This window comes from Caulobacter sp. GW821-FHT09B11, from assembly GCF_059418205.1.
On sequence record NZ_JBWKPK010000020.1, the window covers coordinates 1 to 14,865 of the forward strand.

17 protein-coding genes are annotated in these 14,865 nt (G+C 69.0%); 14 read left to right on the forward strand and 3 right to left on the reverse strand.

Features of this window, described 5'->3' with window-relative positions; all coding sequences use genetic code 11:
• Positions 1-79: 79 nt before the first annotated feature.
• Entirely contained in the window at positions 80-1,054 is a 975-nt protein-coding gene (locus AC07N1_RS15605) for an NAD(P)H-quinone oxidoreductase (RefSeq protein WP_494672632.1), read from the reverse strand.
• A 74-nt stretch (positions 1,055-1,128) separates the two neighbouring features.
• Here AC07N1_RS15605 and AC07N1_RS15610 point away from each other — a divergent pair, with 74 nt between their 5' ends.
• The 8 genes from AC07N1_RS15610 (at position 1,129) to AC07N1_RS15645 (ending at position 7,278) form a co-directional block, all read left to right on the forward strand.
• Entirely contained in the window at positions 1,129-1,335 is a 207-nt protein-coding gene (locus AC07N1_RS15610) for a DUF1192 domain-containing protein (protein ID WP_487289117.1), read from the forward strand.
• Between the two features lie 155 nt (positions 1,336-1,490).
• The gene (gene rcdA, locus AC07N1_RS15615; protein ID WP_487289119.1) at positions 1,491-2,003 is read left to right on the forward strand and encodes a protease adaptor protein RcdA; all 513 of its coding nucleotides are present in this window, start codon (positions 1,491-1,493) and stop codon (positions 2,001-2,003) included.
• A 135-nt stretch (positions 2,004-2,138) separates the two neighbouring features.
• Complete coding sequence (gene thiD, locus AC07N1_RS15620; protein ID WP_494672705.1) at positions 2,139-2,945, forward strand: bifunctional hydroxymethylpyrimidine kinase/phosphomethylpyrimidine kinase; 807 nt, start codon at positions 2,139-2,141, stop codon at positions 2,943-2,945.
• Entirely contained in the window at positions 2,942-3,421 is a 480-nt protein-coding gene (locus AC07N1_RS15625) for a hypothetical protein (protein WP_494672633.1), read from the forward strand. Before thiD ends, AC07N1_RS15625 begins: the two co-directional genes overlap by 4 nt.
• A gap of 49 nt (positions 3,422-3,470) precedes the next feature.
• Positions 3,471-3,998: a nucleotidyltransferase family protein gene (locus AC07N1_RS15630; RefSeq protein ID WP_494672706.1), complete on the forward strand. Its 528-nt coding sequence runs from the start codon at positions 3,471-3,473 to the stop codon at positions 3,996-3,998.
• Between the two features lie 69 nt (positions 3,999-4,067).
• Positions 4,068-5,714: a family 43 glycosylhydrolase gene (locus tag AC07N1_RS15635; RefSeq protein ID WP_494672634.1), complete on the forward strand. Its 1,647-nt coding sequence runs from the start codon at positions 4,068-4,070 to the stop codon at positions 5,712-5,714.
• A gap of 98 nt (positions 5,715-5,812) precedes the next feature.
• Positions 5,813-6,430 carry a DJ-1/PfpI family protein gene (locus AC07N1_RS15640; protein ID WP_494672635.1) on the forward strand — a complete coding sequence of 206 codons (618 nt, stop codon included), beginning with the start codon at positions 5,813-5,815 and terminating at the stop codon, positions 6,428-6,430.
• A 17-nt stretch (positions 6,431-6,447) separates the two neighbouring features.
• Positions 6,448-7,278 (forward strand): PhzF family phenazine biosynthesis protein, encoded by an 831-nt coding sequence (locus tag AC07N1_RS15645; protein ID WP_494672636.1) that lies wholly within the window; start codon positions 6,448-6,450, stop codon positions 7,276-7,278.
• A 6-nt stretch (positions 7,279-7,284) separates the two neighbouring features.
• Here AC07N1_RS15645 and AC07N1_RS15650 read toward each other — a convergent pair whose 3' ends face one another.
• Positions 7,285-7,644 carry a hypothetical protein gene (locus tag AC07N1_RS15650; RefSeq protein ID WP_494672637.1) on the reverse strand — a complete coding sequence of 120 codons (360 nt, stop codon included), beginning with the start codon at positions 7,642-7,644 and terminating at the stop codon, positions 7,285-7,287.
• Between the two features lie 152 nt (positions 7,645-7,796).
• Positions 7,797-9,674, reverse strand: a complete 1,878-nt coding sequence (locus AC07N1_RS15655) for an ATP-binding protein (RefSeq protein ID WP_494672638.1) — start codon at positions 9,672-9,674, stop codon at positions 7,797-7,799.
• A 168-nt stretch (positions 9,675-9,842) separates the two neighbouring features.
• Here AC07N1_RS15655 and AC07N1_RS15660 point away from each other — a divergent pair, with 168 nt between their 5' ends.
• The 6 genes from AC07N1_RS15660 to AC07N1_RS15685 all read left to right on the forward strand — a co-directional run bounded on the left by AC07N1_RS15660 (position 9,843) and on the right by AC07N1_RS15685 (position 14,846).
• Positions 9,843-10,187, forward strand: a complete 345-nt coding sequence (locus AC07N1_RS15660; RefSeq protein WP_494672639.1) for a hypothetical protein — start codon at positions 9,843-9,845, stop codon at positions 10,185-10,187.
• Between the two features lie 60 nt (positions 10,188-10,247).
• Positions 10,248-10,673: a hypothetical protein gene (locus tag AC07N1_RS15665; RefSeq protein ID WP_494672640.1), complete on the forward strand. Its 426-nt coding sequence runs from the start codon at positions 10,248-10,250 to the stop codon at positions 10,671-10,673.
• Between the two features lie 147 nt (positions 10,674-10,820).
• Positions 10,821-11,996: a phosphoserine transaminase gene (locus AC07N1_RS15670; protein WP_494672641.1), complete on the forward strand. Its 1,176-nt coding sequence runs from the start codon at positions 10,821-10,823 to the stop codon at positions 11,994-11,996.
• Positions 11,997-12,001: 5 nt separating this feature from the next.
• Positions 12,002-12,481, forward strand: coding sequence for a hypothetical protein (locus tag AC07N1_RS15675; RefSeq protein ID WP_494672642.1), 480 nt, complete (start codon positions 12,002-12,004; stop codon positions 12,479-12,481).
• A 62-nt stretch (positions 12,482-12,543) separates the two neighbouring features.
• Positions 12,544-14,121 (forward strand): phosphoglycerate dehydrogenase, encoded by a 1,578-nt coding sequence (gene serA, locus AC07N1_RS15680; protein WP_110121610.1) that lies wholly within the window; start codon positions 12,544-12,546, stop codon positions 14,119-14,121.
• A 356-nt stretch (positions 14,122-14,477) separates the two neighbouring features.
• Entirely contained in the window at positions 14,478-14,846 is a 369-nt protein-coding gene (locus AC07N1_RS15685) for a VanZ family protein (RefSeq protein ID WP_494672643.1), read from the forward strand.
• Positions 14,847-14,865 lie beyond the last annotated feature (19 nt).

Genomic DNA, 14,865 nt, shown 5'->3' on the forward strand with positions numbered 1-14,865 from the left:
GGCCAGCAAGGCGAACCAAAAGATCCTCCCCCTCTGGGGGAGGTGGCCCGGAGGGCCGGAGGGGGCCGCCGTCAGGCGGCTACGGAACCAGCACAACCTTCCCCACGTGCTCGCCGGCCTCCAGGTGCGCATGGGCCTTGGCTGCGTCGGCCAGGGGGAAGGCGGCGTCGACGATGGGTTTCAGCTTGCCCGCCGCGATCCACGGCCAGACGGTGCGCTCGACCTCGGCGGCCAGGCGGGCCTTCTCGTCGGAGGGGCGGGGGCGCAGGGTCGAGCCGGTGATCACGGCGCGCTTCTGCATCACCTTCATCACCGGCACCTCCAGCGTCCCGCCGGCCAGGGCGGCGATGTAGACGATGCGGCCGCCGGTCTTCAGGGCGTCGAGGTTCTTGTCGAAATAGGCGGCCCCGACCATGTCGAGCACCACGTCGACACCGCCAGCGGCCTTGGCGACTTCCGCGAAGTCCTCGGTCTTGGCGTCGACCGCCAGGTCGGCGCCCAGTTCCAGGGCCTTGGCCTTCTTGTCGGCCCCGCGACCGGTGGCGATGACGATCGCGCCGGCCGCCTTGGCCATGGCGATCGCCGTTGTCCCGATCCCGGACGTCCCACCATGAATCAGAATGGTCTCGCCAGGCTTCAGCGCGCCGTGTTCGAACACATTGGCGAAGACGGTGAAGACGGTCTCGGGCAGGGCCGCGGCGTGGACGAAATCAAAGCCCTCGGGCACCGGCAGGGCCTGGCGAGCGTCGACCACGGCGTATTCGGCATAGCCCCCGCCGCCCAGCAGGGCGCAGACCTTGTCGCCGACCTTCCAGCGTCCGGCGGCGACCTCGACCTCGCCAGCGACCTCCAGGCCCAGCGTCGTCGGCGCGCCGGGCGGCGGCGGATAGAACCCCAGGCGCTGCAACAGGTCCGGACGATTGACGCCGGCCGCGCGCACCCGGATCAGGATCTCGCCCGGCCCCGGAACGGGACGTTCCACCTCCGCCGGGCGCAGGGCGTCGGCCGCCCCCTTGCCGCCTTCGATCTCGATCGCGGTCATGGTCTGGGACATGCTGGCGGCTCCGTCGCGCTTGCGTCGCGCCCTAGGTAGGCGTCTGATGGCCGATCGGAAAGGGAGGATGGCCGATGATGGAAGAGCCGGTCGAGCCGCGCGCGTTCCGTGGCGATGCGCTGAACAGCGCCGCGCACGAGGATCTGGAGACCTACGGCGTCATCGAACTGGAAGAGCGGATCGAGGCTCTCGAAGCCGAAATCGCCCGCACCAAAGCCCAGCTGAGCAAGAAGAAAGCCGGGCGCGCCGCGGCCGATGCGCTGTTTGGTCGCCTCGACTAACGAATGGTTTACGCTACCCGTGGACCCTTGAGGCGCGTCCGTCGGTCACAGTGAGTCGGGGCGGTCGCGAAACGGGACGTTAAGACTTGGCACGGGGGTTGCAGTCCGCCTCCTCAAGCGAGACGTCCTCGCGGCCTTAGAGGCATTGAGTAGACATGACCGATCCGAACGCGTCCACGGCCCCCTGGCGGGCGGGAGTCATTCAGGACTTCGCGCGCTCCGAACTGTTCGACCGCACCTTCGACGAGGGCATGCTGCTGGTCGAGGAGACCGCGGCCTATCTCGACGGGGCCGGCCGTCATGACAGCAAGATCCTGTCGCGCAACGCCGCCCTGGCCTACGCCAGCGAAAGCATGCGCCTGACCACGCGTCTGATGCAGGTGGCCTCGTGGCTGCTGGTGCAGCGGGCGGTCAAGGAAGGCGAGATGGCCCCCGAGGCCGCCTGCGCCGAGAACTATCGCCTCGCCGTCGAGACCAGCGAGCAAGCCGCGGCGATCGAGGACCTGCCGTTTGGTCTGGTGAACCTGCTGCAGCGCTCCGAGCGCCTGTACGAGCGGGTCCGCCACCTGGACCGCCGCATGTATGTCGAGGCCGCCGCCGTCGACGAGGCCCCGCGCCCCGTCCAGGCCCAGTTCGACCGCCTGACCGCCGCCTTCGGCGTCGCTTGACGTGTTTCCTTGGCGCCTTCGGCGTCGCCTAACATCTTTCTTGGGCGCCTTCGGCGTCGCCTGATCCCCGTTCAAACCGACGTCGAAGCGGGGTAGGACAGGCGCGTGACCCAAGCGCCTTCCCCCGATTCCGCCATTCCCGCCGGCCCCTTCAAGGGCCGTGTCCTCATCCTGGCCGGATCCGATTCCGGCGGCGGCGCGGGCATCCAGGCCGACATCAAGACCGTCACCGCGCTTGGCGGCTACGCGGCCACGGCGATCACCGCCATCACGGTGCAGAACACCCTGGGCGTCACCGGCGTGCATCCGATCCCGCTCGACATCATCGAGGCCCAGGCCCGAGCCGTGCTCGACGACATCGGCGCCGACGCCTTCAAGACCGGCATGCTGGGCGACGTCGGCGTGGTCGAGACCGTGGCCCGCGTCCTGGCCGGCGCCCCGCACGTGCCGGCCGTCGTCGATCCGGTGATGATCGCCAAGGGCGGCGCCCCGCTGCTGGCCGACCGGGCGATAGACGCGGTCAAGGCGCTGATGATCCCGCGCGCCACGCTGCTGACCCCCAACGCCCCCGAGGCTTCGGCCCTGACCGGTCTGCCGGTCGAGACCATCGACGACCAGCGCCGGGCCGGCGAGGCCCTGCTGGAGCTCGGCGCTCACGCCGTCCTGATGAAGGGCGGCCACGTGGCGGGCGAGCGGGTCGTCGACCTGCTGATCACCCGCCAGGGCGAGACAAGCTTCGAGGGCGAGCGGATCGACACCCGCCACACCCACGGCACCGGCTGCACCCTGGCCAGCGCCATCGCCACCGGCCTGGCCCAGGGCCTGCCGCTTACCGAAGCCGTCGCACGGGCCTGGAACTACGTCCACGAGGCCATGCTGCGCGCTCCGGGCCTGGGCAAGGGCCACGGCCCGCTCGACCACGCCTGGCCGGTGCGGGGATGAAATCGAGCCCGAAAGGCGCGAAGCTTTTCTGGATCGCCGCCGCGGCGGTGCTCGTCGTGGCCTATGTCTACGTCACGCATGGCGGCGTGCGGGACGGCGGCGTGACCCGCATCGGGATCGCCGGCGCGCCGGGCGAGCGGCTGGCGCGACACTTTCCAGGCTCGGACACGGTGTGCGAATTCACGCCCGGCATCAAATCGCCGCCGGACGCGAGCATGCTCTACACCGACGACAACACGCACGACGCCGTCCAGTCCGTTCGCGCCGTCTGCCCCGACATCGGCAAGCTCGACATCCCGTTCAGCTTTCTGGCGGTCGAGGAAAGCGTCTTCGTCGGCCTCAAGGGTTGCCGCGTGACCGGCGTCTACAAGATCTACAAGGGCGAGCGGCCGATGGACGGCTCTCCGCAAGGGTTCTGCGCGCCGCCCTCCCGACTGCTGGTGACGAACGATGGAGGCGTGGGCCTTGACCCCTGAGACCTTGGAAGCCCGCCTGATCGACATCGTCCGCGCCACGCCGACGACGATGCAGGTGCTGCGCACCGTCCGCGACCTTGATTTGCCCGACTGGATGATCTTCTCCGGCGCGGTCTACCAGCCGGTGTTCAACAGCCTGACCGGCCGGCCGCTGGACTACGGCATCAAGGACTACGACGTCGCCTATCACGACGACGGCGACACCTCGTACGAGGCCGAGGACGTCGTCATCCAGCGCGTCGCCGCCGCCTTCGAGCCGCCGCTGCGCGAGCTGGTCGAGGTGCGCAACCAGGCCCGCGTGCACCTGTGGTTCGAAAAGAAGTTCGGCGCCGACGAACCCTATCCGGCCCTGCGCTCCAGCGCCGAAGCCCTGGAACGCTTCGTGGCCACCGCCTTCTGCGTCGGCGTGCGGCTGGAAGCCGACGACGCCTTGCGCGTCTGGGCTCCGTTCGGCCTGGACGACCTCTTCGCCATGCGCCTGCGGCCCAATCCGCTGCGGGTGAAGGGGGCGGGCGGCTGGGCGCGCACCACCGGCTCGGCCAAGGCCCGCTGGCCGGAGATCAGCATCGAGGGCTGAGGCTCTGGACGTCGCCGCCGCGCCGCTCTACGGAATTTGATAGCGCTATCATTTTCGTGAGCGACCTCCATGGCCCTGCCGCGCCGCACCCTGTTCAAAGGCCTCCTGGCGGGCGCCGCCGTCGCGCCGGCCCTGGCCGCGCAAGCCGTGGAGGCCAAGCCGGCCGCCCAATCGAGCGTCAAGGTGACGGTCCCGACCTGGGGCAAGGGTCCCGACGGCCGCCGCACCGCCGACCTGGGCGATGGGACCTACCTGAACCCGATCATCGCCGGCGATCACCCCGACCCGACGATCCTCAAGGACGGCGACGTCTACTACATGACGTTCTCGTCGTTCCTGGCCTATCCGGGCCTGGTGATCTGGAAGTCGACGGACCTGGTGAACTGGACCCCGGTCGGGCCGGCCCTGCGCAAGCCGCTGGGCACGATCTGGGCCGTCGATCTGGTCAAGCACGACGGCCGCTACTTCATCTACATTCCGGCCGATCCGACGGGGCAGGGCTGGTCGATCTTCGCCATCTGGGCCGACAGCATCGAGGGGCCGTGGAGCGATCCGGTCGACCTGAAGATCAGCGGCTGCATCGATCCGGGCCACGTCGTGGGCGAGGACGGCAAGCGCTACCTGTTCGTCAACGGCGTGCGCAGGATCCGCCTGACCGACGACGGCCTGGCCACCGACGGCCAGCTGGAAAAGGCCTACGATCCCTGGCGCTATCCCGACGACTGGATCGTCGAGAACTTCGCGCCCGAAGGCCCCAAGCTCTTGCGCCACAACGGCTGGTTCTACCTGATCACCGCCGTCGGCGGGACGGCCGGGCCGGTGACCGGCCACATGGTCATCGCCGCCCGCTCGCGCTCGGTGAACGGGCCGTGGGAGCACTGCCCGCACAATCCTCTGGTGCGCACCCGCAGCGAGGCCGAGCCCTGGTGGTCGCGCGGCCACGCCAGCCTGGTCGAAGGCCCGGCCGGCGACTGGTGGATGGTCTATCACGCCTACGAAAACGGCTTCCGCACGCTGGGTCGCCAGACCCTGCTGGAGCCGATCGAATGGACCGCCGACGGCTGGTTCAAGCCCCTGGGCGGCGACCTCTCCAAGCCGATCAAGAAGCCGCGCGGCGGCAAGGCCGGACCGTCGGGCTTCAACCTGTCGGACGACTTCTCGGCCGACCGCTTCGGCCTGCAATGGGCCTTCCACGATCCCAAGCCCGGGGAGGGCGAGCGCACCACCTTCGAAACCAAGGCCTTGCGCCTGAAGGGCTCAGGGACCTCGCCGATCGACAGCGCGCCCCTGACCTGCATCGTCGGCGACCGCTCGTACGAGGCCGAGATCTCGCTGGACCTGATCGGCGACGCCGAGGCGGGGCTGCTGCTGTTCTACAATCACAAGGCCTTCGTCGGCCTGGGCGTCACACCGACGGCGCTGAAGACCTTCCAGTATTCCGAGGAGCTGGCCTGGGCGCGGATCAGGCACGAGGCCCGCAGCGTCCGCCTGAAGGTGCGCAACGACGAGCACGTCGTGACCTGGTGGTATTCCTACGACGACGGCGCCACCTGGACCCGGCATGGCACGCGGATGGAGGTCTCGGGCCTGCACCACAACGTGTTCGGCGGCTTCATCAGCCTGAAGGTCGGGATCTACGCGGCCGGGGCGGGCGAGGTGCGGCTGCGCAATTTCGTCTACCGGGCGGGCCTGCCCAGGACGGTCGAGAGCGCCTGACGTCCCGCGCAGGGAGTATTGTCATCGTGACAATACTCCTTTTGCTTCATGGATCATTGCCCGTTACCGCTTGAGCCTCACGCAAGAGGAGGCTTCCGGTGCGGATTGCGGTTCTGACGTTCGATGGGTTCAACGAGCTGGACTCGTTCATCGCCGCGGCGATCCTAAACCGCATGAAGGCCAAGGGCTGGGCGGCCTGCATCACCTCGCCGACGCCGGAGGTCACGTCGCTGAACGGGGTGACGGTGCAGCGCCAGCAGCCCCTCGAATTCGCCGCCGAGGCCGACGCCGTGCTGATCGGAAGCGGGTCGAAGACCCGCGAAATCGCCGCCGATGCGGACCTGCTGGCCCGGCTGAAGCTTGATCCCGCGCGCCAGCTGATCGGCGCCCAATGCTCGGGAACGCTGCTGCTGGCCAGGCTCGGCCTGGTCGGCGACCTGCCGGCCTGCACGGATCTGACGACCAAGCCCTGGGTCATCGAGGCCGGCGTCCAGGTGCTGGACGCGCCGTTCGTGGCCCACGGCAATGTCGCCACCGCCGGCGGCTGCCTGGCCTCGCAGTACCTGGCCGCCTGGACGATCGCGCGGCTGGCGGGCCTGGCCGAGGCGGAGGAAGCCATCCGCTACGTCGCGCCGGTGGGCGAGAAGGACCTCTACGTCGCCCGCGCCCTGGCGGCGATCACGCCCTTCCTGCCGGCCGGCCAGGCCGCCGCCTGATTTTCGGGAGAAGCCCCATGCGCCAATGGACCATCGACGCCTTCGCGTCCGCCCCCTTCAAGGGCAACCCGGCCTGCGTGGTCGAGCCGTTCGACCGCTGGCCGAGCGACGCCTGGATGCAGGCCCTGGCGGCCGAGAACAACCAGGCCGAGACGGCTTTCCTGCTGAAGACCGCCGATCCGGCCCGCTACGGCCTGCGCTGGTTCACACCGGCCAGGGAGGCCCCGCTTTGCGGCCACGCCACGCTGGCGTCGGCCCACGCCCTGTTCGCGGAGCTGGGCGCGGACGTCGAGGTGCTGGCCTTCGACACCCTGTCGGGCGAGCTGCGCGTGCGGCGCGACGGCGAGCGGCTGGAGATGGACTTCCCGGCCAACCCGCCGCGCCGGGTCGAGATCCCGGAGGGGCTGGAGGAGGCCCTGGGCGCGCCGGTGCTCGAGGCCTGGGCCGGCGCCTATCTGGTGGCGGTGCTGGAGGACGAGGCGGCCGTGCGGCGGCTGGAGCCGGACTTCGCCGCCCTCAACCGTCTCGAAAGCGCGGCGACCGACGGCAAGGGCCAGGTCATCGCGGTCGCCCTGGCCGATGCGGGCCGGCCCTATGCGGTGGTCAGCCGCTTCTTCGCGCCGGCGGCGGGCATTCCCGAGGATCCGACCACGGGCTCGGCCCACTGCATCCTGATGCCGCTCTACGGCGACAAGCTGGGCAAGCCGGCGCTGGAGTTCCACCAGGCCTATCCGGGCCGGGGCGGGGACCTGTCATGCGAAAGCCGCGGCGCGCGCGTGATCCTGCGCGGCCGCGGCCTTACGGTGGTGGAAAGCCGGCTCCGGGTGGAGCCGGCCTTCACAAGCTAGTCGCGGTTACCAGCGACCGCGGTTGTCGTTGCGGTCGCCGCGGCCGTAGCCCTGGCCGTAGTCGCGGTCATGACGCTCGTAGCGGATCTGGGCGCTGACGCGGTCCAGGCGGCGGTCGAGGTCGGCGCGCTCCCAGCCGTTCAGGCCGCCGGCGCGGTAACGGTATTCGAGGCGGGCGACTTCGCGCAGCTCGCCGTGCAGACGGCGGGCTTCGTGGCGGTTCAGGTCGCCGTTGCGCACGCCGCGGTCGATCCGCTGCTCAAGCTGAGCCTGACGCTGGTTGATGGGCTGGGCCATGGCCGCGGCGGGGATGGTGGCGGCCGCCAGGGCCGAGACCGCAACGATCGGGAGAATGATCTTCTTCATCGGTTCGGTTCCTTCTCAATCTGATCCGCCGTCCTTGTCGGCGGCGTTGAGGAGAAGAAACCACGTCCCGCCTGAAGCGGTTCTGAGCCCGTCGTTATGTTGGGTTCATCTACCTGAAGGCGTCCCTCGACAAGCTCAGGACGAGGGAGAGGTCAGGCGGCCGCCGCCATGCGCGCCGCGGCGGCCACGGCGTCCTCGATGGCGGCGTAGAGCTTGGTGACCTCGATCGGCTTGGCGACGTGGCCGTCCATGCCGGCGGCGAGGTAGCCCTCGACCTGGTGGACCAGGGCGTTGGCGGTGACCGCCACGATCGGGGTGCGGGCGCGGCCCTCGGCGGCTTCCAGCGAACGGATGGTGCGGGCGGCCTCGACGCCGTCCATCACCGGCATGTGGATGTCCATCAGGATCACGTCGTGACCGCCGGCGCGCCAGGCCTCGACGCAGGCCGCGCCGTCGGCGACCAGCGCCACCTCGGCGCCCAGCGGGGCCAGGACGGCGGCGATGACCTTCTGGTTGGTCAGGTTGTCGTCGGCGGCCAGCACGCGCAGGCGGCGGCCGGCGGCGGCGTCGGACGGCTCGTCGACCGGGGCGGCCTGGGCGATCTCGCCCTCGCCGCGCGGCATGGCCACGACGACGGTGAAGGTCGAGCCCTGGCCCTCGCGGCTCTGGACGTGGATGCCCCCGCCCATGACGGCGGCCAGCTCGCGACAGATCGACAGGCCCAGGCCCGAACCGCCGAAGCGGCGCGTGGTCGAGCTGTCGGCCTGGACGAACTTGTCGAACAGGCGCGGCAGGATGTCGGCGGCGATGCCGATGCCGGTGTCGGTGACGTCGATGCGCAGGCCCGAACCGTCCTCGGCCGAGGCGAAGCGGACCGAGACCGCGCCCTCCAGCGTGAACTTCAGGGCGTTGGACACCAGGTTGTTGAGGATCTGGCGCAGGCGATCGACGTCGCCGTGCCAGCCGCCCAGGGCCTCGGGGGCGACCATGACGCCGAAGTCCAGGCCCTTGTCGCGGGCCTGGTCGACGAAGGTCTCGCGCAGCGAGGAGGCGAGGGCGGAGAGCTCGAAGTCGCGCTCGACCAGCTCCAGGCGGCCGGCCTCGATCTTCGACAGGTCGAGCACGTCGTTCAGCACCGCCAGCAGCAGGCCGCCCGACTCGCGGATCACCGACAGGCGCTCGCGCTGCTTGGACGACAGGTCGTCCATGGCCATCACTTCGGTCATGGCCAGCACGCCGTTCAGGGGCGTGCGGATCTCGTGGCTCATATTGGCCAGGAAGTGCGACTTCAGCACGTTGGCGGCGTTGGCGTCGTCGCGCGCCTTGACCAGTTCGCCCATGGCCGAGCGCAGGTCGTGGTCGTTGGCCTCCAGCCGGGCCACGAGGTGGTTGAAGCTGTCGGTCAGGCTGTGGAAGACGTCGTCGTCGCTGGCCTGCTGGACGGGGCTGTAGCGGCCGCCCTGGGCCATGTCGTGCATGGCGTCCGACAGACGCTGCATCGGCTTGGTCATCCGCCGGGCGAGGCTGTTGGCCAGAAGGATGGCCAGGCCCGCGGCGCCGAAGAACAGGGCGCCGGTCAGGGCCAGGTCGCGGGCCAGGATCTCGACCAGGCTCGGTTGGCGCGCCACCAGCGACAGTTCGCCGACCTTGCGGCCGAGCAGGGTCACCGGACGGGTCAGGGTCTCGACGTTGTCTTCGTTCTCGACGCCGATGCGGGCCACGATCTGGCCCGAGGTGTCGGTGAGGCGGGCGCCGGCCACGTGCGGGGCCTTGATGACGGCGTCGAGGGCGCGGCTGGCGCCCACCGCGTTGTGGTCGGCGAGGGAGGCGGCGGCGCCGGCGGCGACCATCTCGGCCAGCACGCGGTGGTTCTCGCGGGCTTCCTGGCGGGCGACGCTCCACTGCTGGAGCATGAAGCACAGGCACGCCGCGGTCAGGGCGGCGATCGTCGTGCCCAGCGCAACGCCGGCGATCCGCGCCTGTAGAGGCGCGTGAGCCGAAGTTTCGGAGATGTGCCTCGTATCGTCCATGGGCCTTCCGGCAGGTCTAACATGGGCATTCTGCCGGTAGGTTCCTAACGCTTCGCTTCCAGCCCCAGGTGCAGTCGCGACAAAACAACGCTAGGGCGCATTTCACCATTGCCGACGGGTTAACGATTCGTTTACCTATTCACTCGGTTCTCTGGAGGAGTCGGGTAAGTGGAAAAAGTGTTCGTAGCTCAACGGGTCGCCAATAAGTTGTTTGCGACCGAAAACGCCGTCGATGCGGCGATGGTGAACGCCGCCGAACTGATGTCGGACATGCTGAGGGCCCGTAAGGACCTTGGTCTGTCGGCCGTCGTCGGCGACAAGGCCAGCGCGAAGCTGGTCGAGGCCCTGGCTGCGCTGGGAGAAGCCCGCAGCGCCATGGTCGACATGCACAACGAGCTCAGCGAAGTGAAGCTCCGCGTGGGTATCCGCACCAAGCTCGCGGGTGTGGAAGTCAAGGAAGACAACGTCACGACCACCGGTCAGAAGTCGACGGACCTGCGCGGCGTCGCCTGACGGCGAAGTTGCAAGACTTTAACTTAGCAAGGCCCCTAATTTGCGTTAGGGGCCTTGCGCATGTTTGGAAACCTCATCGCCGTCGCCATCTGGGTCGCGATCATCGCGCTGGCGGCGTTCGCGTGGGCGAAGGGCGGTAAGGCCGAACGGCTGGCCGCCCTGGCGGTGGTGATCGGCAGCGTCGGGGTCTCGGTGATCCACCTGCTGCTGCCGCCGGCGATTCAGCCGGTGATCCTGCTGATCGACGATGCGGCCCTGGCGGTGGTCTTCCTGCTGCTGGCCATGCGTTTCGTCAGCGCCTGGCTGGGCGTGGCGATGCTGCTGCAGGCGGTGCAGTTCAGCCTGCACGCCTACTATCTCGTGGCCGAGAAGGCGCACGACAACCTCTACAAGATGGTCAACAACATCAACACGATCGGGGTGCTGGCCTGCATCCTGCTGGGCACCGTCCTGGCCTGGCGCCGCAAGGCCCGCGCCGCAAAATAATTGCCGAGCGCGGACGATCGGTCGCGCCCAGCGGAATAAAATTCCAGAAAATGGCGCTTGCGTTCGCCGCGAAAACGGGGTTTTTCGCCGGCGGGCCACGCCCCCCCAACGGGGCGCAGTCCATCTGTAAGGATGGGAGACATCGCCATGACTACCCTCGCCAAGCCGGCAATCCGCCCGGCTCGCCCCGAGTTCTCTTCCGGCCCCTGCGCCAAGCGCCCAGGCTGGACCCCCGAAAATCTGAGGAACGCGGTCCTGGGCCGCTCGCACCGCTCCAAGCTGGGCAAGGCGCGCCTGAAGGCCGCCATCGACCAGACGCGCGACGTGCTCGAAGTGCCCGCCGACTTCCTGATCGGCATCGTCCCCGGTTCGGACACCGGCGCCGTCGAGATGGCGATGTGGTCGATGCTGGGCGCCCGCCCCGTGCAACTGCTGGCCTTCGAGTCCTTCGGCAAGGACTGGGTCACGGACGTCACCAAGCAACTGAAGCTGCCCGACGTCGAGGTGCTGAGCGCCCCGTACGGCGAGCTGCCCGACACCGCCAAGGTCGATCCGGCCAAGGACCTGGTCTTCACCTGGAACGGCACGACCTCGGGCGTGCGCGTGCCCAACGCCGACTTCATCTCGGACGACCGTGAAGGCATCACCATCTGCGACGCCACCAGCGCCGCCTTCGCCCAGGACCTCGACTGGACCAAGCTCGATGTCGTGACCTTCTCCTGGCAGAAGGCGCTAGGCGGCGAGGGCGCGCACGGGATCCTGATCCTGTCGCCGCGCGCCGTGGCCCGCCTGGAAAGCTACGTCCCGGCCTGGCCGATGCCCAAGCTGTTCCGCATGACCAAGAACGGCAAGGTCACGCTCGACCTGTTCGAGGGCGCGACGATCAACACCCCGTCGATGCTGTGCGTGGAAGACGCCCTGGACGCCCTGCAATGGGGCGCCTCGATCGGCGGCCTGCAGGCCATGCAGGGCCGCGCCGACCAGAACCTGAAGGTCCTGGCCGACTGGGTCGAAAAGACCGCCTGGGTCGACTTCCTGGCCGCCAGCCCGGAAATCCGCTCCAACACCTCGGTGTGCCTGAAGGTGGTCGACGCCGAGATCGCCGCCCTGCCGGCCGACGCCCAGGCCGACTTCGCCAAGAAGCTGGCCAGCCTGCTCGAGAAAGAGGGCGCGGCCCTCGACATCGGCGGCTACCGCGACGCTCCGGCCGGCCTGCGCATCTGGTGCGGCGCCACGGTCGAGGCCTCGGATCTCGAGGCCCTGACCCCGTGGCTCGACTGGGCCTTCTCGGAAACCAAGGCGGCGGTCCTGCAAGCGGCCTGACGCTGGTGTTCGCCGATCCCCTCACGCAGCGCCTGGCCGATTTCGTGATCGGCCTCGGCATCGACGTGAGGCCGGGCGAGCTCCCCGACGACACCTTCCTGCCGGGCGTGGACATCCGGTTCGGCGGGTTGGTGATCGACGAGAGCCGCCTGGCCCATCCCGGCGACATCCTGCACGAGGCCGGCCACATCGCCGTCACCGAGCCCGAAGGCCGCCAGGCCGAACGGCTCGAACCCTCCGACGGCGAGGAAATGGCCACGCTGGCCTGGTCCTGGGCGGCCCTGACCCATCTGGGTCTGGAGCCCGCCGTGGTCTTCCATCCGGAAGGCTACAAGGGCGAGGCGGCCTGGCTGGCCGAGACCTTCGCGTCGGGCGGCGCCATCGGCGTGCCGCTGCTCCAGTTCTACGGCCTCTCCCTCGAACCGCGACAGGCGGCCGAGCGCGGGGTCGCTCCCTTCCCGCACATGCTGCGCTGGCTTCGCTGAGCGCGGCTTTCAAGACAGACATCGCGGCCCGACCGGCCGCCACCGATCAAGGAACTCGCAACATGGCTCCTCGCGTCCTCATCGCCGACAAGCTCAGCCCCGCCGCCGTCGACATCTTCAAGAACCGCGGCGTCGACTTCGACATCAAGGTCGGCCTGTCTAAGGATGAACTGATCGCCGTCATCGGCGACTACGACGGCATCGCCATCCGCTCGGGCGCCAAGCTCGACAAGGACGTCATCGCCGCCGCCAACAAGCTGCAGGTCATCGCCCGCGCCGGCATTGGCGTCGACAACGTCGACATCCCGGCCGCCACCGCCAAGGGCGTGGTGGTGATGAACACCCCGTTCGGCAACTCGATCACCACGGCCGAGCACGCCATCGCCATGATGTTCGCCCTCGCTCGCCAGCTGCCGGCCGCCGACGCCAGCACCCAGGCGGGCAAGTGGGAAAAGAACCGCTTCATGGGCGTGGAGCTGTACGCCAAGACCCTGGGCCTGATCGGCGCCGGCAACATCGGCGGCATCGTCGCCGACCGCGCCTTGGGCCTGAAGATGAAGGTCGTCGCCTACGACCCCTTCCTGAGCCCTGAGCGCGCGATTGAAATGGGCGTCGAGAAGGTCGAGCTGGAAGAGCTGCTGGCCCGCGCCGACGTCATCACCCTGCACACCCCGCTGACCGACAAGACCCGCAACATCCTGTCGGCCGAAAACCTGGCCAAGACCAAGAAGGGCGTGCTGATCGTCAACTGCGCCCGCGGCGGCCTGGTCGACGAAGTGGCCCTGCGCAAGCTGCTGGACGACGGCCACGTGGGCGGCGCGGCCTTCGACGTGTTCGTCACCGAGCCGGCCAAGGAAAACCCGCTGTTCGGTTCGGACAAGGTGGTGGCCACCCCGCACCTGGGCGCCTCGACCTCGGAAGCCCAGGAGAACGTGGCCCTGCAGGTCGCCGAGCAGGTCAGCGACTACCTGCTGACCGGCGCCGTGACCAATGCGCTGAACAGCCCGTCGGTCAGCGCCGAGGAAGCCCCGAAGCTGAAGCCGTTCGTGGCCCTGGCCGAGAAGATCGGCGCCCTGGCCGGCCAGATGGTCGACTTCGGCATCAAGGCCATCGACATCGCCTTCGAGGGTGAAGTCGCCGCCCTGAACGTCAAGCCGCTGACCTCGGCGGCCCTGGCCGGCGTGCTGAAGCCGATGCTGGCCGAGATCAACATGGTTTCGGCCCCGGCCGTGGCCAAGGAGCGCGGCATCACCGTCTCAGAGAGCCGCCAGGAAAAGAGCCCGACCTACGACTCGCTGCTGCGCGTGACCATCACCACCGAGAAGGGCAAGCGCGTCTTCGCCGGCACGGTGATCGCCGGCGCCCCGCGCGTCGTCGAGGTCAAGGGCATGGAGCTGGACGCGGGCTTCTCGCCGGCCATGCTCTACATCAACAACCTGGACAAGCCGGGCTTCATCGGCGCGCTGGGCATGCTGCTGGGCGAAGCGGGCGTCAACATCGCCACCTTCAACCTGGGCCGCGTCTCGGCCGACGAGGACGCCATCGCCCTGGTCGGCGTCGACCAGGCCCCGAGCGAAGAGCTGCTGGCCAAGATCCAGGCCCTGCCGCACGTGAAGGAAGCCCGCGCGCTGACCTTCTGAGACTGATCGGACGGTGGATGGAAGGAGACTTCCATTCACCGTTTCATCCCCGTCTCTCCCAATTGCCTTCCTGGGCCTTGTGCCCAGGATCCATCGTTCAGCCGCTCAGACCTCGACAGGGCGAACTGGGTCTGAGCGGTCGCCGGCATGGGCCCTCGCCACAAGGGCGAGGGAGGCGGCGTGGTGGGCGGGGCGGTGATGAGCACGGCCGGGATGCGTTTCCAGACCACCCATCCGCGCCACGCGGATGCAGATCGCGTGCAGAGCGTGACAAGAATGGCCGCGCAGGCGTCGCCGCCATTTTCAAGCCCCAGGTGAGCGGCTAGGGCAGGGCTCGCCTCTCTCCAGGAGCCCTGATGTCCCGCAGCTTCAAGCGCAAGATCAACTGGCTGGCCTTCGCCGTGTTCGCGGCCGCCGCCGCCTACGCCTTCTGGAAGGCGGTCACGCCCGGCGACGACAGCGTCGGACTGATCCCGTGGGACAAGGCCAAGCACTTCATCGTCTTCTACGTCCTGGCCGTGCTGGGGTGCCTGGCCATGCCCAAGAGCCGGCTGTGGCGGATCGGGGCGGTGCTGGTGGCGTTCGGCGCGCTGATCGAGATCGTGCAGTACTTCGTGGGCCGCGACATGTCGTTCGGCGACCTCGTCGCCGACTTCTGCGGGGTGTCGGCGGCCTATGGCTACAGCGTGGTGGGGGCGATCCGCCGCAAGCTGCCGGCCCGCTGAGCTTGACCGTCGTTACGGG

Coding starts and splice junctions, on each gene's coding strand:
- AC07N1_RS15605 (WP_494672632.1), bottom strand. CDS start 1,054: ATGTCCCAGACCATGACCGCGATCGAGATCGAAGGCGGCAAGGGGGCG.
- AC07N1_RS15610 (WP_487289117.1), top strand. CDS start 1,129: ATGATGGAAGAGCCGGTCGAGCCGCGCGCGTTCCGTGGCGATGCGCTG.
- rcdA (WP_487289119.1), top strand. CDS start 1,491: ATGACCGATCCGAACGCGTCCACGGCCCCCTGGCGGGCGGGAGTCATT.
- AC07N1_RS15625 (WP_494672633.1), top strand. CDS start 2,942: ATGAAATCGAGCCCGAAAGGCGCGAAGCTTTTCTGGATCGCCGCCGCG.
- AC07N1_RS15630 (WP_494672706.1), top strand. CDS start 3,471: ATGCAGGTGCTGCGCACCGTCCGCGACCTTGATTTGCCCGACTGGATG.
- AC07N1_RS15635 (WP_494672634.1), top strand. CDS start 4,068: ATGGCCCTGCCGCGCCGCACCCTGTTCAAAGGCCTCCTGGCGGGCGCC.
- AC07N1_RS15645 (WP_494672636.1), top strand. CDS start 6,448: ATGCGCCAATGGACCATCGACGCCTTCGCGTCCGCCCCCTTCAAGGGC.
- AC07N1_RS15650 (WP_494672637.1), bottom strand. CDS start 7,644: ATGAAGAAGATCATTCTCCCGATCGTTGCGGTCTCGGCCCTGGCGGCC.
- AC07N1_RS15655 (WP_494672638.1), bottom strand. CDS start 9,674: ATGGACGATACGAGGCACATCTCCGAAACTTCGGCTCACGCGCCTCTA.
- AC07N1_RS15665 (WP_494672640.1), top strand. CDS start 10,248: ATGTTTGGAAACCTCATCGCCGTCGCCATCTGGGTCGCGATCATCGCG.
- AC07N1_RS15670 (WP_494672641.1), top strand. CDS start 10,821: ATGACTACCCTCGCCAAGCCGGCAATCCGCCCGGCTCGCCCCGAGTTC.
- serA (WP_110121610.1), top strand. CDS start 12,544: ATGGCTCCTCGCGTCCTCATCGCCGACAAGCTCAGCCCCGCCGCCGTC.
- AC07N1_RS15685 (WP_494672643.1), top strand. CDS start 14,478: ATGTCCCGCAGCTTCAAGCGCAAGATCAACTGGCTGGCCTTCGCCGTG.